This is a genomic window from Natronomonas aquatica, assembly GCF_024449025.1.
Taxonomy (GTDB): Archaea; Halobacteriota; Halobacteria; order Halobacteriales; family Haloarculaceae; genus Natronomonas; species Natronomonas aquatica.
In genome coordinates this window covers 1-20287 of record NZ_JAHLKM010000013.1, presented here as the reverse complement: position 1 = coordinate 20287, position 20287 = coordinate 1, and the positions used below count along the sequence as shown (strand labels likewise).

The window sequence follows — 20287 nt, the reverse complement described above, 5'->3', positions numbered from 1 at the left end:
GCACCTAGAGGGCACGTGAAACAGTCGCTTCTCGTCTACGACGGTAGCAATCCGCTGTTCCGCGCGGTCGTGACGGCGGCGACCCGACGGTCCGAGGAGATCGTGGCCGTCCGCTGGAGTTCCGAGCCGATACAGGCGTTCCTCGAGGCGCAGTTCGACGCCCGTCCCTTCGCGTTCATCCTCATCGAGGGCGACTCCGTCCACGTCGGCGAAGAGACGGTCGAGCGGATCCTCTGTCGGGCGGGCCTCGCCGACTCGATTGTCGACGCACTGAAGCGAACCTACGCGGTCGGGGGCGCTCCCTTCGGCCGGCTGCTCCACGGGCGAACGGTGGCGGATCTCGATGGGACGTTTCCGCTGTCCGCGGAGGCCGCAGCCCACCTCACGGATCTCCGTGGGGTTCGGGAAATCCCAGTCGAGGAAGACCGCTGATCAGCCTTCTGCGAGCGCCCGCCGGATCGCGACCTCGACCGGTGTCTGCTCGATGGGAACGACCGACTGCAGGTCCCGTTCGGGGTCGACCGTCACGGGGTTTCGCATACTCTCGACCAGCGGCCGGGCGATGGCGTACTGGACGTCCGTCGTCAGCCGGAGCCAGTGCGAAGAGAGGGCCGGAGACATCACCGGCACCGGTACGATCAGGAGACGCCTTCCCTTCTCTTTGGCGGTCAGCTTCAGCAGCGACTCGTAGGACCACACGGTCGGCGCGCCGATGTCGTAGACGCCGCCCCGGGTTTCTTCGACGTCGAGGACGCCGATCAGGTAGGCGACGGCGTCGTCGATGCCGATCGGCTGACACGGCGTCCGAACCCACTTCGGGACCGTCATCACGGGAAGCCGGTCGGTGAGATCGTCGACGATGCGGAAGCTCGCACTTTCCGCACCGATGATGATCGCCGCCCGGAGGACGGTCAGATCGAAGCTCCCGGCCTCGAGCACCGACTCGACCTCCCGGCGGGAGGCGAGATGTGGCGAGAGGTTCCGCTCGCCGCTGCTGATACCGCTCAAGTAGACCACTCTGTCGACGCCGGCTGCCGACGCCAGCTCCCGGAACCGGCGGGCGTAGGTCCGGTCCAGCTCCGCAAAGTTCTCGGCCGTCAGCGAGTGGATCAGATAGTAGGCTACATCGATCCCTTCACAGAGCCCCTCTAATGAGGCCGGATCGCCGAGATCGCCTTCGAATATCTCGACGTCGTCAGAAAATTCCGTCCCGCTCGCGCTTCTGGAGAAGGCGACGACGTCGTGGCCGGCCGATCGCAGCGACCCAACGAGTCGGCTGCCGACGAATCCGGTCGCTCCAACGACGAGTACGCGCATTACCGAATACACGGACCGCTACGGCAAGGGTGTTCGGTTGGTTCACCCGTTATCACTTGGACGCGGCGCGTTCTCGTATTTAACCATCTTCTCGGGCTTATCGGAGATGGTCTCGTAGATCTGCTGGAGCGTCTCCTCGGCGGCGAGCAGATTGTGCTTCTCCAGGAACTCGCGACCCTCTTCGGTAAGCCCGTAGAACTTTCGGGGGTACCCCTGCCGGCGCTGGTCGTCATCCAGGGCGGCCTCCTTGACGATGCCGGCGTCGATCAGCTTCTGGATATGCTTGTAGACGGTGGCATCACTCACGCTGGGGTTGGGCTCCTCGAGCTCGTACATCGAGGGCAGCTGCTTGGGGTGTTGGAGGATGTTATTGATGAGGGAGAATCGCGTCTGCTGGGTGACAAAGTGGATCAGTTCGCGAGACCCCATCTTCTCAGCAGTCCCAAGTTCGGTGCTCATACCGTACGTACACGACGCAGTGGCAAGTAGTTTACTCTTGAGTAAAAAACTCTGTGGTGAACCATAACCACCTGAGCAAGTGATTTACTTCATACATTATACCTCTCCGCCACAAGAAGCTCGCATTATGCCTGATGAGGAGTCGCCTGTTCATGATGACGTTCTCAAAAGTGCCAAAGACCAACTTGACGAGGAGGACATAACGCTGGCCGACAACGAGGAAGTTCTTCACGAAAAGTCACGTCCTCAAGCGGAAGTACGAGGACGAAAAGCACCCGTTCGGCTGGATGCAGGACGGTGTCTTCGACCTATTTGACCAGGAAGGGCGGCTATATTGCTGGCGAACCGAGGAGGACCTCGTTGACGTGACTGGCGAGTTGCCGTAACAACGGGTGGGACGATCGATACTGCCTGAATTAACAAACGCAAGCGCGGTCTTGAGAGCCCTGTTGGTTAATCAGATTGTCACGGTCGGCCGCCAAGGAGACGGCGTTCGAAGCCGCCTTCGACGTGGTCCGGGATCGCTCGCGTCTTGAGCACGGGATCGACCTCGCGCCGACACAGCGGGGAACTGTATCCACGACATCGGCGGCGGAACAAGATGACCACACGGACGATCCGTCGTCCGAACCGACCGCACCTGCGGATTCGCTGTTGCCGTACACGAAGCGGCTGCCGAAGATGTTGGAGTACGACGGGGATCGCCACGCGCTCCTTTGTTCGGAGTGTGAGTCCCGATACGATCCCACCCGGGAGGGCATCGAGCGGGCGATCGAGTGCTGTCACGATTTTGAGTCGGTCGATCGGGACGACATCCCGGTGTGTGGGGTGAACCTGAAGCTCTCCCGTGACGAGCGGATTCAGAGCCGGTGTACCGACGCTCAGTTGCGATTTTTACACGCAGTCTATGCCGCCCACCAGCGGCGGTTCGATCCGGAGTTAGAGTATGACCTTCTTACTGATAGCATGATCCGGTTGCGCGAGTACGTCGGCATCGAGAAGCCCGCCGTCGACGAACTGCTGGAGGCTGGGCTGTTACGGAAGGACTGTCAGTACCCGCACGTGCTGTACACAGTGACGCCGGAGGGTCGATCGGAGGCGAAGATCCGCCATCGGGAAGGCGTCGCTCACGGCGACGGTGTGGGCGATCTGAGCGAATCGAGTTTCCACGTCGCGATGGTCGCACTCGGCGAACAGTATCTCGAGGAGACGTTCCTCGAGGACCCCGACTCGGCGGTCGTCGAGGTGCGTCCCTATCACGAGACCGAGGAAGGCCGGTTGGATCTGGCGGGGCTCGACGCCAACGGCGATGTCGTCGTCGCCCTCGAGGCCGAACGATCGAATCACGATACGTTACAGGCCGTCCCGGAGGATTATGACAAGATGGCCGCACAGGAGCCAGACGAGGCGATCTGGATCGTCAAAAACCGTGACGGAGCACACGACATCTTGGAAGCGTTAAACGAGCCGGCGGAAGGGAAGGTACGCGTCGAGAAAACGTATAGTCGGAGTTCACCACCCCAGCGATTCAGCATTGATACCGATGGACTGACTGAGATCCACATGTTCACGTATCTACGGGATTCAAAGCTCGGGTGATCTGGGGACACCAATCGGGACCGCTCACCCCACGACGGACAGGGACTTGCTGCCATCGCCGTCGAGACCGTCCCGACTCTCAGAGAGTGATGATTTTCCCGTCGCCCACGAGCGAAAGGTATTACTTACGATCCGCGCTGTGGAGGGCATCGATCACGTCCTCGAGATCGAAGAGGGAGAGATCGGAGCGATCGGATGCCGCTTCACGAACGGAGCGTGCAAAGCCGTTCTTGGCGAACAGCGCGTAGCTGAGATCCGGTGCCCTCTACTGTAAGTGCTACGAGTAGTAGAATCTCATTTCGCAGAAATGAAATTCGCAGAAATAAAACTATGTTACTTATTCTCTTGGATTCGGACTTGATACTCGATTTCCACTCGAAGCCCAACGATAATCGGAGGAACGTATTGGAGGCATTCACGCCGTTCCGGAGTAAAGAATTTCCTCAGATTATCGTATCAGAATGAAAATATATTCTCGATTGATGGCTGGTACTGATCCATGTGATCGCTCGGTTCGTCACTCAAAAACCGACTACCCAAGTACTCCAATTTGAGTTTGAGATACTGGCTTGTTTTCTCTCGGTTGTGTGGTCCTCCTCGTTCCGTCGTCTCGAATGCTCTGACGAGTGTACACCCCCGAATACACCCGTTTATTGCTCCGAATTCAGGGGGTTATCAGGTCTACGCCCCCGAAAACACTGGTGTACACCCAGGAAGATCCCCGCAGTAACTCCCCTGCGTGAGGTCGTGGCATCTCACATCTCTGTTTCGAGTTGAAATCACTCTTGCTGGCCGATCGAGAGGCTGAAAATTCGGACGTTTTAGCAGTTCTACTCTTGATATTCGAAATCCCCGGGATCACAACGGTCGAAACTGGCACCAAACAGACGGCCGTTTCAAAGACAGGATTTGACTGATACACCCCATGTAGAACGGGTGTATCGCCGTTTGAGTGGGCCCGAATATGGGCCTCGCGACGAGACACGGACACGGGGCTGTCGATCGGCTATTTCGCCCGATTTCAGCCAGTTTAGTGCCGATATTTGTGTTCCATGGGAAACGGAAGGGGGTGTTTCAGCGAGCGTAGACCGGCCGGAATCGTCGGTTGAGTAGAAAACAGCCGGGAAACTGGCCACGTTGCGGGGGCTGCGATGGCTGTATACACTCGATAACACTCCGTTCATTCTGTGTACACGTCCGATTTTGCGTTTCGAAGGGGTGTACGACCTGATCCACAGGGATATTTGTTTCAGACAATAAAACGGAATTAAAACTCAATATCGAGTCCATCTCGACCGAAGCCGCCGACCGAAATCGCCAACGGAGCGCGATCCAGGGATTCTGTTGGTGGACTGAAAATCATGATCTAAATCTGATAAGATGGCTGATCGACGCTCCCGATGGAAGTTTCGCGTTGGCGACTGTCGGATTCGCGAAACCGGCACGACTCGCGGATGGGTATCTCTCCAGCGACGGATCGAGATCGTCGGGATCGCCATCCGCAAATGAGACTTCTTTGTCCCCACGACGGAGTCCACCTGAAGCCCGTAGCTAGATGCCGGTCTCGGTGTCGGGTGTGGAATCGTAGAAGACACAGCCAGCGAGCGGCTATTCCCAATCTTTCAACTGTTTGAGTACGAGGCGCAGGCTTGCGTGATCTCTCAGCCGCAAAAGATGACTGACTGAACTTCGGAAGATCGTAACGGCGCCAAACTAAAACAACTTTGTCAGAGGAGTCCGTGTTCCAATTAATGATAACGAACAAAAATATTCTCGTGACGGGGGGTGCCGGTTCGGTGGGTCGGATTCTGGTTCGTCGTTTTCTCGAACGAGACCCAAACGTAATTCGAATTCTCGATCAGAGTGAACCCGGATTAGCGGCGCTGAAAACAGAGCTTGATGATGAACGCTGTCGATTTTTAGCTGGGAATATCCGGGACAAGGATCGGTTAGCCAGAGCCGTCGATGGAATCGATATCGTCGTTCATACGGCGGCGATGAAACACGTCGATGTTAGCGAATACAATCCGTTCGAAGCGGTCAAAACGAACGTGATGGGATTACAGAGCCTGATCGACGTCTCGATAGATTCCGGGGTCAACCGGTTCGTTTTCACGAGTAGTGACAAGGCCGCTCATCCCGCCAACACGATGGGAACCACAAAGCTCCTCGGAGAAAAGCTTGTGACAGCTGCAAATAAGTACAGCGGGGGACACGATATCCGACTGGCATCGGTTCGTTTCGGAAACGTCATAAACTCCTCACAGTCGGTGATTCCGGTATTCAGAGAACAGATACAGAAGGGTGGGCCGGTGACGTTGACTGATCCACGGATGAGCCGATTCTTTCTTACCTACGACGATGTCGCCGAACTAGTGACCGGAGCCATAAAGCACACCCAGGGTGGAGAGCTATTCATACAAAAGATGGACGCCATCCAGATCGAAGATCTTGCGAGGGCGATGATCGACGCGTTCGCGCCGAAGTACGGACACGATCCCGCAGCAATCGAGATTACGGAGACCGGTCGACGCGTCGGGGAAACGTTCGACGAGAAGATACTAACCGAGCGAGAAGTGTCGCGGACGATCGAAAACGAGTCGCTGTATGCCGTTCTACCGGAACAAACCGGGGAAAACGGCTATCTTACTCACGACGGAATCGATGGGTTCGAACCCGTCGATAGCGTCGTTCGATCCTCCGAAAACGCCGATAAGCTGGTGCGAGAGGAGATATTCGAGCTACTTCGAACCGAATTCGAGGAGGGGATCGCCCGATGACACGTGGTACCGTCGTAGTAACCGGAGCAGCCGGGTTTATTGGCCGCTGGGTGGTCAAGGAGCTGCTCGATCGTGGATTCAGTGTCCGTGGACTCGACGATCTCTCGAACGGTTCTCGACGAAACGTTGCTTCGTTCGAGTCTACCGAACGGTTTGATCTTACTGTTGGGGATGTTTCCGAGTCCGGGGTTGTTGAGGAACTGCTGGATGACGACGTAGACGCCTGTATCCACCTCGCGGCCGAAATCGATGTTCAGGAGAGTCTTGACGATCCCCAATCTCACTTTGAGACGAACGTCGTCGGGACTGAACACGTTTTGGAAGCGTGTCGGACGACAGATACTCGCCTCGGACTCGTCGGAACCTGCATGGTGTACGATATGGTTGATTCCGAAGCTGGGATTGATGAGTCACATCCGGTGAAACCGGCCTCTCCGTACGCCGGGACGAAACTGGCTGCGGAGAATATCGCGGAGAGTTACTATCACGGCTACGATCTTCCGGTGACGATCCTGCGTCCGTTCAATACCTATGGGCCCTTCCAGAAGACGGGGATGGCCGGCGGCGTGGTGTCGATCTTTACAAGCCGAGATCTGCAGGGTGAGCCGTTGAAGATTTTCGGCGACGGGACACAGACCCGAGATCTCATGTACGTGACCGATTGTGCGAGGTTTATTGTCGATGGAACGTTTTCTGACGACGCTGTCGGTGAGGTTCTCAATGCTGGTACCGGTTCGGATATCTCGATTAACGAACTCGCAGAGACGATCGCGACGGAGGGAACTGAGATTACCCACGTCGAACACCACCATCCACAGAGCGAGGTTCAGAAATTACTCTGTGATCCGACCAAGGCGAAGGAAATGCTTGATTGGGAGCCTAAGGTCTCTCTTGAGGAGGGGATCGATCGGCTCCGTGACTGGCTCGCCGAACAGGAGTGATCGGTATGTCAAACAAACCTGCGTACTATGGTGGCGAACCGGTTCGAGAGAGTGTATTGGGATATGGTAGCCAAAGTATCACAGAGCACGAAAAGGAGGCTGTTCTGGAGGCGCTCGAAGGCGACTATATTACGCGAGGCCCGACGGTCGATGAGTTTGAGGAACGAGTTGCAGAGATGGTTGGTGTCGAACATGCCGTCGCGACGACTTCAGGGACGACAGCGTTACATCTCGCCGGTGACGCTGCTGGGTTTGGTTCCGGTGACGAGGTGATTACCACACCGCTGACGTTTACTTCGACTGCCCACGTAGCGACGTATAACGATGCAACGCCTGTGTTCGCGGATATCGATCCGCATCGCCGGGCGCTCGATCCCGACGCTGTTCGGGAGCAAGTGTCTGAGGATACTGTCGGTCTCGTTCCGATGCATTACGCCGGACATCCGGCAGATATTGAGGGATTGCTAGATGTCGCTGACGACCACGATCTGACAGTTATTTGGGATGCCTGCCACGCTTTCGGTGGGACGTGGCGCGACGAAGCGATCGGCGCCCAGCGTGATATGGCGATGTTCAGCTTCCATCCGGTCAAGAACATCACGACTGGCGAGGGCGGAATGGTTGTCACGGATGACAACGAGCTCGCGGAGCGACTCCGTCGACTCCGGTCGTTCGATATGGAGTACGATCCTGCCGGTCACGAGAACGAACCGTGGTATCAGGTAACTGAAGGGGTGGGGTACAACTATAATGTAACGGATATCCAGGCCGCACTAGGACTCGCACAACTCGATCGGCTTGAGGAGTTCAAGCGGTGTCGTGATGAGATCATTGATCGGTATGACGAGGCGTTTGCGACAATTGATGGGATTCGTACACCTCCCGATCCAGTCGAATCCGATCCGATGTACCATCTTTACGCGGCTGAGATCAGCGAAGCGTTCGGCTGTGGCCGCGAGGAGTTCGTCAACGCAATGCACGCGGAAAATATCGGTGTACAGGTGCACTACGTCCCACTTCATTATCACCCGTTTTTTCAAGAAGAATACGGTTACGAACAGGGGATATTCCCCGAAACAGAGCGTGTGTATGAGCGTCTCGTAAGCTTGCCGCTGCATCCGGAGATGAGTCCGAGCGATATCGGAGATGTGATTGATGCAGTGTGTCGGCTATACGATTTCCACGCTGAGTAGGTGGGTTTTTGCCTCGTGGTTTCTCTTACGGCAGTATGGACACGTTTGAGATCGGCGATCGTACTGTTGGGCCGGGAGAGCCCACGTTTGTTATCGCGGAGGCTGGATCGAACCACAACGGCGATCTGGAGATGGCGAAGAAACTTATTGACGTCTCTGTTGACGCGGGAGCTGACGCGGTGAAGTTTCAGACGTTCCGGGCCGAGGACATGTACGTCGAAGACAGCGGGGAGGTGGAATATCTCGATGACGATCGCTCAATTTACGATATTATTGAATCGATGGAGATGCCCTACGAGTGGATTCCGGAGCTTCATGGATATTGTGATGAGCAAGATATTCACTTCCTATCTACCCCATTCGATGAGGAGTCCGCGGAGGTACTCAAAGAGTACGTACCCGCGTGGAAGGTCGCAAGCTACACGAGCAGCCATCATCCATTTCTCCGCTCGCTCGCAGCGTCGGAAAAACCAATTATCATGTCGACTGGTGCCCACGAACTTGACGAAATTCGGGAATCTGTCGATTTGTTAAAAGACACGGGAGCGGAAGATTTCGCATTGCTTCAGTGTGTCGCCTCCTATCCGACTCCCATTGAGGAAATTAACGTGAAGGTTGTCGAAACACTTGTCGACGAGTTCGAGGTACCTGCTGGTCTTTCCGACCACACGCTTGATCCAGTTACTGCTCCTTCGGCCGCGGTCGCACTCGGGGCGAGCATCGTTGAAAAACACTTTACGCTTGATAAGACGATGGAGGGTCCCGACCACCAGTTTGCGCTTGAACCCGAGGAGCTATCTGAAATGATAACGGCAATTCGGGACACCGAATCCGCGCTCGGGACGGGAGAGAAATTCGTCCTTGATGCCGAAGATGAACTTTACAGGAAGGCTCGGCGTGCTATTCACGCTGTCGAAGATATCTCCGCCGGCGAGTCATTCACTTCGAAGAACGTGAAAATTCTTCGCCCTGGCGAACGCGAGGCTGGACTTCATCCAAAGTATTACGAAGAAATCCTCGGAAAGATTGCAACGCGTAATGTCGAACAAAGTGCTGGAATACGGTGGAGCGATGTGAAAGATCAATAGGACGACAACAACCCATCGTTCTTGTCTTCTGACTCGTTCACCGCCTTTCTTATATCAATATCTACGTAGTATTTTTCACCATCAATCTCGATATAGGCGTTGTCGAAGGGAGGGAACGTCAACGCCCGGAGTCGGTCCAGAAACGCTTTAATTCGGACCTCATTTTGGGGATCAAGTTCGCAGAGATCGATGAAATCAGCTTTGGAGTGATAACTCTCGGCTCTGTCTCCTTGTGGGGTTCTTTCTATTTCACCGTCTTCAATCTCCGGCCATACCTCGGTGAGTAAATCAAACTGCGCCTCTTCGAGACGTTCGTGAAGGTCTTTCCCAGTATCGGAAAAATCTGTTTCTACTTTTCGTTGTGCGATGATATCCCCCGTGTCGAACTTTGTATCCATATAGTGAAGCGTCACGCCAGCTGGTGTTCCTTCGATGAGCGGCCAAACGTTCGGATTCATTCCGCGGTTGTATGGGAGGAAAGACGGATGAAGATTAAGTGCGCCTTCGGACGGCACGTCAAGAATTTCTGGAGGAACAAGATAGCTAAAGCCGATAGAGACGACAAGATCTGGTTCTTGTTTCTGGATTAAATCAAGCTGATTTTGCTCCGTAAGCATGGCAATCATTTCGACACGATCGCGCTGACACAGCCATTCGTATATCCGAAACCCTATGTCGTTGACACCGAGAAAGATCACGTCCATATTGCCAGAGTAGATGAGACTTAGCAACATAATGATGACGAACCGGTACGTTCTATATGGTTGCTTCTGATAATAGACTCATGTCCGTTCTCTGTATTGTCGCTCACCCTGATGACGAGGTCCTCGGTGTCGGTGGGACGCTAGCCCGCCATACAGCCGAGGGAGACGACGTACACATCTGTATTCTTTCAGATGGGGTGACATCACGGTATGAAGACACAGACGCCGCTGACGCAGAAATCGAACGACGTCGTGAAAGAGCCGAACGAGCTGCTAGGATCCTCGGTGCAACCGTGAGCTTGCACGATTTCCCAGACAACCGTTTTGACACGGCGCCGCTACTTGATATCGTTCAGACAATCGAAGCGGAGATTACTGAACACAACCCCGATATCGTCTACACACACCATTACGGAGACCTCAATGTGGATCATGAACTAGCTTGTCAAGCTACGGTTACTGCGACACGGCCACTTGCTGACAGTAGTGTCGATCGAGTACTTGCCTTTGAGACACTTTCAGCTACAGAATGGTCTGTTCCAAAGCCGGATAATGCATTTCAACCAACATCTTTTGTTAACGTGAACCAACATCTCGACACCAAAATTGACGCACTCTCTGTCTACGAGGCTGAACTTCGGGATTCGCCACATCCGAGGACTATTGCTACTGTTCGACAGAATACAGAGGTATGGGGTAGTAAAGCAGGCGTTCCGGCTGCCGAACCGTTTGAAATACTTCGTGAAGTACGACGGTGACCCCTTTTTGGTGCACTCTGTATTAGTGGACGAATACTTTGAGATATCGAGTGTCCAGTAACTCTCCATCTTCCTCGAACCGAACCTTTATCGAGTGAGTACCTGTCTCTGTAGGTCTATATCTGACGTTCTCGCGATATTCGTTTGAAACGGTAACTGAGTCTTCGAATATTCGATTGCCATTTAGAGAAACGAAAACATCGAGATTATAGTTCGATTTGGCGAAGGAGACAACTGTTATTTCACCGGACTTCCCGAGCTTGAGGTTCGTATCAAACGATATCGTATTTTCTGTTCCTCGGATCCCAGTATATCGCCACGTATCCGGCGCATGATGACGACCGAGGCGATCCCCCGGTGACAACTCTATTCCACGGGCATAGCGGTCAGCCCAGCGAGATGGGCGATCACTAGCTTTGATACGTGTGATCCGAAACGCTCCATCGCCAGTTCGAACATCTATACCCTCTTCAGCGCCCACCGCAAGTACTTCGCCGGTTGCTGTATCCCGTGGTGATATATCAACCGGTTTTCCCTCCCATACCGTTAGCTGCTCGCCCTGATAGAACGTATACGCGCCGGGATACGGTTCAGTCTGTGCGCGGATCCAATTGTATTGTTCTGTTGGGTTGTGATTCCAGTTTATTATTCCGTCTTGAGGTTGTCGACGGGGCCGATACGTGGCATCCGAAAGGGACTGAGGGGCGGTGTCTATGTTCGCTGCTCTTAGTTCTTCTTGAACTGAAGAAATGAGCTGACATGCCTCATTTGCCAGTTCATCAAACACGGTCGCGATGTCATCACGGTACTCAACTGGTACTGAACCTTGTGCAACTATATCACCAGCATCCACACCTGGCTCGTAGTAGAATAGAGAGATACCCACTTTATCTGCTCCGCTAATAATGCTCCAGTTTACTGGTGCGCCCCCACGACCCGCAGGCAGGCAACTGGAATGTAACCCTAAAAAACCACGCTCGGGTATATTCAATATACGTTTTTTAATGATCTGGGACCAACCGCCACTGAGGCAAATATCCGGGTCAATCCCTTGTAGCCAACTCAAGGTTTCTGCATTATTGATATCTTCCACCTTGTGTAATTGACAATCCGTACCAGCAACAAGCTCTGAGAACGGCACAAAGTTCGCTTGCTTTGCCGCTAAATCACCTTTTGGAACGATAGCTCCAACGATATTCCAGCCTTCATCGAGCGTATGTCGAAGGAGATGCCAAGCCATCTTACGATTTCCAACGATAACTGTTCGCATTATGATTACATCCCCGGAAGCTGACGGATGAGATTGTAACGTCGTACGATTGAAAAGTCTAATTCATCATCCATGGATTATCGATTAGCCACGTCGATCATAGCATCTGCTATTCGTTTTGCGCCTTTGCCATCCACCAACTTACGTCCAGATATACGTCGTGCCCGACGTAGCTGAGTGTTATTAATATACTCCTCAATCGCATTAGTGAACGCTTCTTCGCCGTCCTCGCTTTCCAGCACAGTTGCAATGTCTCGGCTCCGGAGTGCTGTAGCAATCGGCTGTTGGTTTTCTGCCACTGGAATACTCACGATGGGTGTTCCAAGGGCGAGAAGTTCATAGGTGGTGCTACTGGCCGTACTCACCGCGAAATCGGCTTGGAACATGCGTTCAGCCAGATCATTTGGATCACGGATAACATGTATATCCGTGGAACAATCATTCGCTGCTTGGCGAACATTTCGCTCGTGCTCTACAGAGCATCCTGGGCCGATAATCGCATCTACGTGGAGATCAACGCCATCAAACGCTTTGACGATCGTTGGAGTTAAACGAGCTATATCGCTTCCTCCCATCGTGACGATAGCACGCTGGGGACGTTTTCGCCATGGTGGATCATCATTTCTACGTCCCTGAATCTCGCGTCGAAGGAGTACGTAGTCGGTCCCAAGGCAGGTTTTGGGGATTTGCTCCACGAACTTGTAATTAAGATCTGCCGCATGTAGGTTGCCGTTCACGAATAGATCCGTACAGATGGCATGGCGGGCGTCATCCTGAAAAACAGCAAGTGAGACGTGACCTCGTATCGTACGCTGATACTTCGTGTCTATTGGATATGCATCCGTGAAAACAATGTCCGGCAAAAGAGTTTCAAGCTCCTTGACGAATGGTGTGGGATCATTTCTAGACGGGAGTTTGATTGTCTCTATATCGGCGGCGAATACTGTTTCGGCCGGTTGAGGAGTTGTCGTTGCGACCGTAACTTCATATCCTCGGCTGAGTAGCTCTTCAGCGAGAGCCTCTGAACGAACTAGATGGCCATAACCGATTTTTGGCCCACCATCAGCACGAATTACAACATGCATCTATCATTATACGCGTTCGATTGGGTTTGTCAACTCACCGATCCCTTCTATTTTGCAGGTTACAGAGTCGGCGTTATCAAGGAAGTTCGTTGGATTGCCAGGATCACCAAGGGCGATGACGTCATTTTCGTGAAGTTCGCAGATGTTGCTTGCAAACGATACCATTTCAGGGATTGAAAACGCCATTTGAGCAGTCGATCCTGAGACAGTGATATCGCCGTCAACGCGAACCTCAACGGAGAGGTTATTGTAGTCTGCTTCCTCACTTTTTTCAACGTATTCACTGAATATCGGGGAGAACGTTGGGAGCAGTTTGTATCCGACTCCTGTGATCATACCGTGATCAGGATCAGACCAACCGGGCCAGTCACCCGATGCAGTCACATCGTTGGAAATAGTAAATCCCTTGATTGCGTCCCAGGCTTCTGTTTCGTCGGCCTCGTAGATTTCCTCTCCAATGACTGCCGTTATTTCGGATCCTGGCTTTACTTTTTCGACGCGCTCTGGTATCTTAATTGTCTCCTGTTCATTGATTACTCCCTCGGAAGGGACAATCCAGAGATCCGGCCATCGATATGTTCGATCTTTCTCGTCAAGATGCGACCGAAAGGTCCCACCAAGGGCTACGAACTTTCCAATGTCTTCTTTCGGAAGTTCCATTATTAATACCTGATAAAGAAAACAATATAAGTCCTTCTACTGGGAAATCCATTCGGCGATCGAACGCGGGTCATCTCCAACAGCATCTAGCGCGTCGACTAGCGACCAATAATCTCTTGGAGTGTCAACAGCAATATGAGCATCTGAGACCGCACTCCATGATGTATTTTTGCTCCAAGCGATATCCCAACCTTCAGGGTTTGTACGTGCCCGCTTCACCGGATGGGTTTCCCCAAGAGACTTGAATTCGGCAAGAAGACTAGGATCAATAGCATCTACACCGATTCCGATCGGCATCTCATCTACAACATTTGTGGTGTATCGAGAATCGTTTGACAAGTGTTCTTTGACAACTCTGTCGATCTCTTCGCTTGGGACGAACGGACAATCGGCAGTGATACGGACAAGCAAATCGCAGTCGGTTTGATCTATGACAGTGAGGTGCCGTGTCAGAAGATTATTTTCTGGTCCTACAATATAATCAATCCCTGCACGCTTGCAGTACTCCCTGACTGCGTCATTTTCGGACTGATTGCCGATAGCAGCCACCGTTTCATCAACAGTCTCAGAAGCTTTTGCTCGGTCAATTGGCCACTGCAGTAACCGACGGTCACCGAGATGGAATAGAACCTTCCCGGGGAGCCGAGTCGACCCGAGTCTCGCCTGAACACTCGCAACGACATGCATGGTTAACTCTGTACCTGCTGCGTATTAAACGTAATTTCAGGCATTCAGTCCACCAAAGTATTATACATTTAATTTAATCATTTATAATGGTGGGAACTACGGTGATAAGAAACCATAGTCGTCAGATGAAGCGATAAAAAAATACGCATGTAGCCGGAAAGTAGAATGAGATGTCTGTTATCGGTATACCTATTGAGATTAAAGCAAGGGAGTTCCACGGTAAACTCTGGCTAGCAGCAAAGTTGGCGAGAGCAGGTCATAAAGTAGCTTTGGGTGATAAATCTCACCTGAGAGCAACCCTATTCGAAGAAGTGAAGCCAGACATTTATATCTCAAAATCAATGTGTAAAGGTGGGGGAACGGAAAAGATATTTGAGCAGTTAAAACAGTATGGGGCGAGTGTTACTGTACTGGATTCTGAGGGCGGTTTGGGTAGTTCTAAAAATAAGTGGTTAGAGATGCGGGTCACAGAAGAGTTATTAGAATATGTTGACGCGATCTTTGCCTGGGGAGAAATTCAAGCAAGTGCCTTGGAGGAAACGACATATTCTCCGGAAAATATCCATGTGACTGGAAATCCGAGATTTGACCTTCTTCGCCCTGAACTTCGAGAGTTCTATTCGGAACAAGCAAAAAAACTAAAAGAAGAGTTTGGCAACTATATTTTAATAAATACGAACTTCGGAGTGACCAACTCTTACAGCGAAGAAAATATAAATCAAGTATTTGATGAAAGAGAAATTAATATAAGTGAGCACAGATTGGAATATCGATCAAGGATTTTTGACGAGTTTCTGTCGGTCACCGGTGATCTGAGCAACGCTGTTGAAAAAGAGATTATTGTACGGCCGCATCCTGGTGAAGATCACGAAACATATCAGTCAGAGTTTGATGACCCGTCCGGTATACACGTAGAGTTCTCAGGTGATGTTCGACACTGGATAATGGGTGCAGATGCGGTCATCCACAACAACTGCACCACCGGAGTCGAAAGTGCCCTCCTGAATAAAAAAGTAATTGCGTTCGAGCCGGACGTAGGAATGAAAGCTAAGGAATTTTCTCTTCCGAATTTCGTAAGCTACTCCGCAAAGACCCTCAACGAAGTGCTGCAATACATTAATGCATCCGAAAACAAAATTGAATACAAACTCACTGATAAGCAAAAGTCGGAATTGAAGATGTGGCTCGCGAATGTAGATGAAATGGCTGCCCCGAAAATGGCAAAGGTTATACATAGACTAACGAAAAGTGGGGGATCAGCCAAATATCCGCCCCTGTCAATTTCACAAAAAATGAAATCTATAGTGAAACAGCAGCCGATAACTCCACATATTCTTGGTATAAGTGGCCTAGACAAACGAATGAATAAAGAAAGAACTGGGAAGGGGAAACAAAAAGTCCCGGATCTAACTATAGAGGAAGTCAAATCAAACTTGGATAAAATGAATATAAATGCGAATAATATAGTCATAAGTAGAGTCACACATACAGACAATGTTTTCTGGATAGATGGTTCATCCGCATCTTCAGATCAAGATTGAGTCGAAATGCTTAATCATCACTAGGCATTGGAGGCTCTAAATCACGCACTGTTAATAGAAGACCAAGAGACTCACTCATTCACATTCTCAAATGATAGTAATACTTCAGGCAAACTAGTCTTTCACAACGCTTAGAGTATGAGAAAGTCGTATTGTGAATCGGCCGCTGTAAGTTTGAGGCATCCAATAGATTAAGGTAGTAGAGGATAGCACAGGAAAGATAACACTCCTATGAGCGAGGAGTAGCAGACGGGTTATGACTGCTACGTCTCGCAGAGTCATCCTTTGTTCGCAGGGCTATTCAAACACGTGGATACAGTCCCCCAGGCATTGTTTGAACATCTTGACTTCTCGTTTCTGAAGGAGTCCCCCGTTTTCGTCCCCAATCCGTTGAGGCAAAAACGGAAGCATGAAGCACCTGAACTGTTCAAGGGAGTCCTCTACTGTTTCGGCCGCGACATCTACGGAATCAAGTAAGTCGCCAAAGAACTCCAAGATGAGATCATTTGGCGACAATGTGGCTCTGACAATACACTGTCTCATCAGTTGATTCGTCGGTTTTTCACCGACTTTTCGATTGTTGAGGAGGAGGCGTTCCACCACCTCGTAGAGCAGGTCACCGACCGCGACCTGCTCGACAACATCTTCCGAATCGATTCGATAGACATCCAAGTTGATCCTGCTGATGACGCCACGTGAAATTACGACTCAACAGCTGAGTCAGACGACACGGAAAACGAAGAGAGCGAGGAAAATCAAGAGAGCGACACGGAAAACGAAGACAATCAGGATGAAGACGACAAGGGTTACTACCGATATGGCTGTAGGATTGTCTCAACGGGTTCGAAAATTCCGGTTGAAGCGGCGTTTACACAGGGAAAACAGATCGATGTGGAAACGGCGAGACGCGTCACGCGTGACGCGTTACCATCGAAACTCAACGCTGGTTCCTCGGTGATCCGGAATTCGATATACTGGAGTGGCACGACTGGCTGGTAGAGTAGTCAGTCGTACCGAGATTCTCCAGAGATAAAATACTGCGTCGAAGAGCGGATCAAAGAACACAGCGACACTGTTCGTTTCTGGCAGCATCAACTCGACGAGACGTATGCAGAACGCTCACGGGTGAAACACCGATTAGCGTCTGCAATGATCTCGGCCTCGGATCCGTGGTCCCGAGGCAGAGTACGCGTCAAATCACCCGTCTTCACCGCTCTTTACCTTCGATTAGTCGTTGCAATTTCCAATCATCACCGAGGGAACGATGCCGCCAGCCCAACCATCGCAATATGAGAACAGTTCTGCATCACCGCCCTACAGAATAAAATATCACAGCTCGTAGCCAAGGTCTTCTAAATTGTAACTGACTAGTTTGTTTGTCTTCTGATTGCTCTCAGCAAACCTCTCGGCTGCGATCTCACTTATCGCTTCGTCTACCCTTGTTCCCAATTTTTGTTTAATTTTGGTCGGCAACAACTCAAGACGTCGCACGATACTGCCGGCGATCCACCTTGTTTTTGATGTACTGTACGGACTGTAATCATTGATGTAATCTTTCTTTCTGCATACGTTCAGGTACCGCCGAATCGGGGTTTGGAACGCCTCAATTCCGACGTTTGCCTGCTTGGTATCGAGATCGAAACTTCGGTCTGGAGTTACATCTGCGAACTCGAATATCTCGTCTGCATATCGGTGCGCATCCCGTTTCAATACTTCTAACGGGATCGTACAGACGTTTTCTGGACCGAACTGCTTATAATAATATTCGATAATGTTGTGATATTTAAACATCTCAAATGAGAAACTTGGGCCCCTATTGAAACCGGATACGTATCGTTTGTCTTCTGAATAACTCTCGTTCGGGAGAAAGAATTCCGCCGGAGATCTGAACCCGCCTTTTTTAATATACTGCCGATACACTGAGTTTAACATTGATCCCTGTTCACGAATTACAATAAGAACTTTCGCTTTAGGAAGGACTTCCGACAGCCGATCCGCAATGGTTTTTTGATCGTAACCTCCCGTGTACCAGTGACCGGACAGTCGCTCGTTGGCTATAACCAGCTCTTGGCTCTCTGCTTTATTTTGATTCACTCCATCCATTAAGGCTGTCCGAGCTTCATCCGCATCAAATTGGAACTGATTTGGAAACACGACAGTCTCGTTTACGAACCCGGGATCATCGTCGTACAGATAGTAGAATCCGGACCCATCCTGGGCAAAGATCCCCTGTGTCCATGTACTCGCTGCCTTGGCGTAACCAATGTGTAGTAACATAATTAATATTACTAACTATTGCTACAGCGTGTTTGATGAGAGCCACTCTTCCTCGGCTGGTTTCGGATGAATTTCAGATTCCCAGTCATCCCGCAACGGTTCACTTGCAGGTGTGAACTGGAACTGAATTATATCCCGAATATTTCCCTCATCCGGGAATCCTGCTCTGTGTAGGCACTGCTCAGTGTTGCCGAGGATTGCTGAGCCTGGTTTTCCAGTGAGTTTAACGACCGCCGGGTTTCCGCGCAACTGCTCTCTGATCTTGTCGTAATTCTCGAAATCAGAACCCGATCGAACGAGTGCTTCTGTCGCCGGCTTTGGAAGAATGTGAAGCGGTCCATGTCCGTCGGTCGTTTCCCGTAGCACTATGAACAACTTGAACCATGATGTCGGCTTTCCATCGTTGTGCCAAAAGTCTGAAAATACATCCCCTGCTTCTTCAATAACTGACTCAGGGACATGATAGTTACGCCACCCAACCAGATGGCGAACCTGGAAGTTGGCTCCGTAATACTGCCTTATGAGATGTTGTATTTCTGGGGTCAGCAGGTCACGTACTTCTGGAATCTGCTTCCACAAATTCACTACCATTCGGCTGTACACTGTTTCATCGTACTCAGATCGGACGAGCGATTTATCAGGATTTTCGACGATTTGATCAAATTTATCTTCTATCGACTTGATGAGAGAGGTATCGTACGGATTTCCGAGCGCAAGACACTGATTCTTTCGAAGTTGGTTTACTTCTGGAGTGTTTTTTTGTTTAACCGTTGATTTACGCTGTGCTCGTTTTATTTCGTACGCTCCTTGGATATTTCTAGTCGTTTTGACTCGATTTCCGGTGATCCGTTCGGTTAATGGATCACATCTCGCTATAACTCGCTCTGCAACGTGGCGGACACCTGCTTTTGGATTCTTCTGAGCTTGCTTGGCTGTTTTTCTGATATCCGATATTTCTGGTGACATCGTTTTCTCATCTGTATACTGCTGGCCGGTGTATTAATTTTCTTCTTTGAGAGTGTTATATATGGGTTCTCACACCGTGATGACGGTACTCCCCAGATTGTCTCCTCACCCGTAGTTGGTGATAGCAACGATGAGATAAAGACACAGAGCTATAGTAATCCCCAGAAGCGTTTGCTCACATTTTTTGATGGGCCGATCAATATCGGCAGATAGCGACCGGTTACGTCTTTTCGCGATGCAAAGAATTCCGGATTCTACTATAGGGAGACTTGCACCCGTATATGGGACGCGGCCTCGGACGAACCACGCCCAAGGCCACAGTGGTTGCCTGCGTCGTTGGTTCGTTCGACTCCACTCCGACGGTTGTACGTCTCGGCTAGAGGTGCTTGCTTCAGCCGTACGTCCTTGCTGTGTTTTTCGATACGATCTTCGACCTTGTATTGATGTCTTTCGGGTCGTAGTGTTTCGTGCGTTGTACGGAAGGACTGGCACGATCCCTGGCTAAGAGGTGGTAGTGCCAGCCAAGCGTGACGTAGATGTTGCCACCGATCTCCCAGATCAATTGCTTGACGGCGAGCGTATCATGTGTGATCCGCATCGCTGTCTCTTCTAGTACCTGTTTGCTTTCGGTGAACTCGGTTGCAATCGAGACTTTTCGCCCAGTCGGGCAAATCGAAGCCACAGCTGAGCCAGACAACCATGTTCCGGAGCCCTCGTTCAACTGGTCGAATACCGTAGATATCCCGATAGTAGCAATGGAGGAAGCCGCGCATCAGTTATAATGGTTCGTCTCGTGTCTACCTCGTCTCCGCCGAGAGGAATACGTTGAACTCTTAAAAAAGTTCGAAGGAGAGATACTTAAACAATGCTAGCGTCTCTATTTTTGCCTATGTTTAATCGCATGAAGGAAGTGGTATCTCCTGTTTTGCGGCCTTCTTCATGTTGTATACTGCACACATCAG

18 protein-coding genes and 1 pseudogene are annotated in these 20287 nt (G+C 51.2%); 8 read left to right on the top strand and 11 right to left on the bottom strand.

Features of this window, described 5'->3' with window-relative positions; translation table 11 throughout:
- Nucleotides 1-15 precede the first annotated feature (15 nt).
- A complete protein-coding gene (locus KM295_RS10290; RefSeq protein ID WP_256029864.1) occupies nucleotides 16-432 on the top strand; it encodes a hypothetical protein in 417 nt (138 codons plus the stop codon).
- Here KM295_RS10290 and KM295_RS10285 read toward each other — a convergent pair whose 3' ends face one another.
- Both KM295_RS10285 and KM295_RS10280 read right to left on the bottom strand, forming a co-directional pair.
- Nucleotides 433-1317 (bottom strand): NAD(P)H-binding protein, encoded by an 885-nt coding sequence (locus KM295_RS10285; protein WP_256029863.1) that lies wholly within the window; start codon nucleotides 1315-1317, stop codon nucleotides 433-435.
- Between the two features lie 42 nt (nucleotides 1318-1359).
- Nucleotides 1360-1776, bottom strand: a complete 417-nt coding sequence (locus KM295_RS10280; protein WP_256029862.1) for a PadR family transcriptional regulator — start codon at nucleotides 1774-1776, stop codon at nucleotides 1360-1362.
- 462 nt (nucleotides 1777-2238) lie between these two features.
- Between KM295_RS10280 and KM295_RS10275 the strand changes: the two genes are divergently transcribed.
- From KM295_RS10275 to KM295_RS10255, 5 genes are all read left to right on the top strand, one after another.
- Nucleotides 2239-3375, top strand: a complete 1137-nt coding sequence (locus tag KM295_RS10275) for a hypothetical protein (protein ID WP_256029861.1) — start codon at nucleotides 2239-2241, stop codon at nucleotides 3373-3375.
- Nucleotides 3376-5126: 1751 nt separating this feature from the next.
- Nucleotides 5127-6155 carry an SDR family NAD(P)-dependent oxidoreductase gene (locus tag KM295_RS10270; RefSeq protein WP_256029860.1) on the top strand — a complete coding sequence of 343 codons (1029 nt, stop codon included), beginning with the start codon at nucleotides 5127-5129 and terminating at the stop codon, nucleotides 6153-6155.
- Complete coding sequence (locus KM295_RS10265; RefSeq protein WP_256029859.1) at nucleotides 6152-7096, top strand: dTDP-glucose 4,6-dehydratase; 945 nt, start codon at nucleotides 6152-6154, stop codon at nucleotides 7094-7096. Before KM295_RS10270 ends, KM295_RS10265 begins: the two co-directional genes overlap by 4 nt.
- Nucleotides 7097-7101: 5 nt before the next feature.
- Complete coding sequence (locus tag KM295_RS10260; protein ID WP_256029918.1) at nucleotides 7102-8289, top strand: DegT/DnrJ/EryC1/StrS family aminotransferase; 1188 nt, start codon at nucleotides 7102-7104, stop codon at nucleotides 8287-8289.
- A gap of 35 nt (nucleotides 8290-8324) precedes the next feature.
- Nucleotides 8325-9377, top strand: a complete 1053-nt coding sequence (locus KM295_RS10255; protein WP_256029858.1) for an N-acetylneuraminate synthase family protein — start codon at nucleotides 8325-8327, stop codon at nucleotides 9375-9377.
- Here the strand turns inward: KM295_RS10255 and KM295_RS10250 are convergent.
- Complete coding sequence (locus tag KM295_RS10250; protein WP_256029857.1) at nucleotides 9371-10081, bottom strand: methionyl-tRNA formyltransferase; 711 nt, start codon at nucleotides 10079-10081, stop codon at nucleotides 9371-9373. The genes KM295_RS10255 and KM295_RS10250 overlap by 7 nt on opposite strands.
- Nucleotides 10082-10161: 80 nt before the next feature.
- Between KM295_RS10250 and KM295_RS10245 the strand changes: the two genes are divergently transcribed.
- A complete protein-coding gene (locus tag KM295_RS10245) occupies nucleotides 10162-10839 on the top strand; it encodes a PIG-L deacetylase family protein (protein WP_256029856.1) in 678 nt (225 codons plus the stop codon).
- 22 nt (nucleotides 10840-10861) lie between these two features.
- Here the strand turns inward: KM295_RS10245 and KM295_RS10240 are convergent, their stop codons facing one another.
- The 4 genes from KM295_RS10240 to KM295_RS10225 all read right to left on the bottom strand — a co-directional run bounded on the left by KM295_RS10240 (nucleotide 10862) and on the right by KM295_RS10225 (nucleotide 14541).
- Nucleotides 10862-12109, bottom strand: coding sequence for a methionyl-tRNA formyltransferase (locus tag KM295_RS10240; RefSeq protein WP_256029855.1), 1248 nt, complete (start codon nucleotides 12107-12109; stop codon nucleotides 10862-10864).
- A gap of 77 nt (nucleotides 12110-12186) precedes the next feature.
- Nucleotides 12187-13194, bottom strand: a complete 1008-nt coding sequence (gene pseG / locus KM295_RS10235; RefSeq protein WP_256029854.1) for a UDP-2,4-diacetamido-2,4,6-trideoxy-beta-L-altropyranose hydrolase — start codon at nucleotides 13192-13194, stop codon at nucleotides 12187-12189.
- 6 nt (nucleotides 13195-13200) lie between these two features.
- Nucleotides 13201-13854: a fumarylacetoacetate hydrolase family protein gene (locus tag KM295_RS10230; RefSeq protein ID WP_256029853.1), complete on the bottom strand. Its 654-nt coding sequence runs from the start codon at nucleotides 13852-13854 to the stop codon at nucleotides 13201-13203.
- Nucleotides 13855-13890: 36 nt separating this feature from the next.
- Nucleotides 13891-14541 (bottom strand): cytidylyltransferase domain-containing protein, encoded by a 651-nt coding sequence (locus KM295_RS10225; RefSeq protein WP_256029852.1) that lies wholly within the window; start codon nucleotides 14539-14541, stop codon nucleotides 13891-13893.
- Nucleotides 14542-14711: 170 nt separating this feature from the next.
- Here KM295_RS10225 and KM295_RS10220 point away from each other — a divergent pair, with 170 nt between their 5' ends.
- Nucleotides 14712-16082: a surface carbohydrate biosynthesis protein gene (locus tag KM295_RS10220; protein WP_256029851.1), complete on the top strand. Its 1371-nt coding sequence runs from the start codon at nucleotides 14712-14714 to the stop codon at nucleotides 16080-16082.
- 297 nt (nucleotides 16083-16379) lie between these two features.
- On the opposite strand, the gene KM295_RS17070 is transcribed toward KM295_RS10220, so the two are convergent.
- From KM295_RS17070 to KM295_RS10200, 4 genes and pseudogenes are all read right to left on the bottom strand, one after another.
- Nucleotides 16380-16754, bottom strand: a complete 375-nt coding sequence (locus KM295_RS17070) for a hypothetical protein (RefSeq protein WP_418904783.1) — start codon at nucleotides 16752-16754, stop codon at nucleotides 16380-16382.
- A 657-nt stretch (nucleotides 16755-17411) separates the two neighbouring features.
- Complete coding sequence (locus KM295_RS10210; RefSeq protein WP_256029850.1) at nucleotides 17412-18359, bottom strand: hypothetical protein; 948 nt, start codon at nucleotides 18357-18359, stop codon at nucleotides 17412-17414.
- A gap of 21 nt (nucleotides 18360-18380) precedes the next feature.
- The gene (locus KM295_RS10205; protein WP_256029849.1) at nucleotides 18381-19325 is read right to left on the bottom strand and encodes a hypothetical protein; all 945 of its coding nucleotides are present in this window, start codon (nucleotides 19323-19325) and stop codon (nucleotides 18381-18383) included.
- Nucleotides 19326-19585: 260 nt separating this feature from the next.
- Nucleotides 19586-20206, bottom strand: a pseudogene (locus tag KM295_RS10200) (hypothetical protein); the annotation flags it as partial.
- Nucleotides 20207-20287: the final 81 nt, after the last annotated feature.

Excerpts from the sequence above, each read along its gene's own strand:
- KM295_RS10265 (WP_256029859.1), top strand. The coding sequence starts at position 6,152 with ATGACACGTGGTACCGTCGTAGTAACCGGAGCAGCCGGGTTTATTGGC.
- KM295_RS10260 (WP_256029918.1), top strand. The coding sequence starts at position 7,102 with ATGTCAAACAAACCTGCGTACTATGGTGGCGAACCGGTTCGAGAGAGT.
- KM295_RS10270 (WP_256029860.1), top strand. The coding sequence starts at position 5,127 with ATGATAACGAACAAAAATATTCTCGTGACGGGGGGTGCCGGTTCGGTG.
- KM295_RS10210 (WP_256029850.1), bottom strand. The coding sequence starts at position 18,359 with ATGTTACTACACATTGGTTACGCCAAGGCAGCGAGTACATGGACACAG.
- KM295_RS10205 (WP_256029849.1), bottom strand. The coding sequence starts at position 19,325 with ATGTCACCAGAAATATCGGATATCAGAAAAACAGCCAAGCAAGCTCAG.
- KM295_RS10285 (WP_256029863.1), bottom strand. The coding sequence starts at position 1,317 with ATGCGCGTACTCGTCGTTGGAGCGACCGGATTCGTCGGCAGCCGACTC.
- KM295_RS10245 (WP_256029856.1), top strand. The coding sequence starts at position 10,162 with ATGTCCGTTCTCTGTATTGTCGCTCACCCTGATGACGAGGTCCTCGGT.
- KM295_RS10250 (WP_256029857.1), bottom strand. The coding sequence starts at position 10,081 with ATGGACGTGATCTTTCTCGGTGTCAACGACATAGGGTTTCGGATATAC.
- KM295_RS10230 (WP_256029853.1), bottom strand. The coding sequence starts at position 13,854 with ATGGAACTTCCGAAAGAAGACATTGGAAAGTTCGTAGCCCTTGGTGGG.
- KM295_RS10255 (WP_256029858.1), top strand. The coding sequence starts at position 8,325 with ATGGACACGTTTGAGATCGGCGATCGTACTGTTGGGCCGGGAGAGCCC.
- KM295_RS10220 (WP_256029851.1), top strand. The coding sequence starts at position 14,712 with ATGTCTGTTATCGGTATACCTATTGAGATTAAAGCAAGGGAGTTCCAC.
- pseG (WP_256029854.1), bottom strand. The coding sequence starts at position 13,194 with ATGCATGTTGTAATTCGTGCTGATGGTGGGCCAAAAATCGGTTATGGC.
- KM295_RS10280 (WP_256029862.1), bottom strand. The coding sequence starts at position 1,776 with ATGAGCACCGAACTTGGGACTGCTGAGAAGATGGGGTCTCGCGAACTG.
- KM295_RS10225 (WP_256029852.1), bottom strand. The coding sequence starts at position 14,541 with ATGCATGTCGTTGCGAGTGTTCAGGCGAGACTCGGGTCGACTCGGCTC.
- KM295_RS10240 (WP_256029855.1), bottom strand. The coding sequence starts at position 12,109 with ATGCGAACAGTTATCGTTGGAAATCGTAAGATGGCTTGGCATCTCCTT.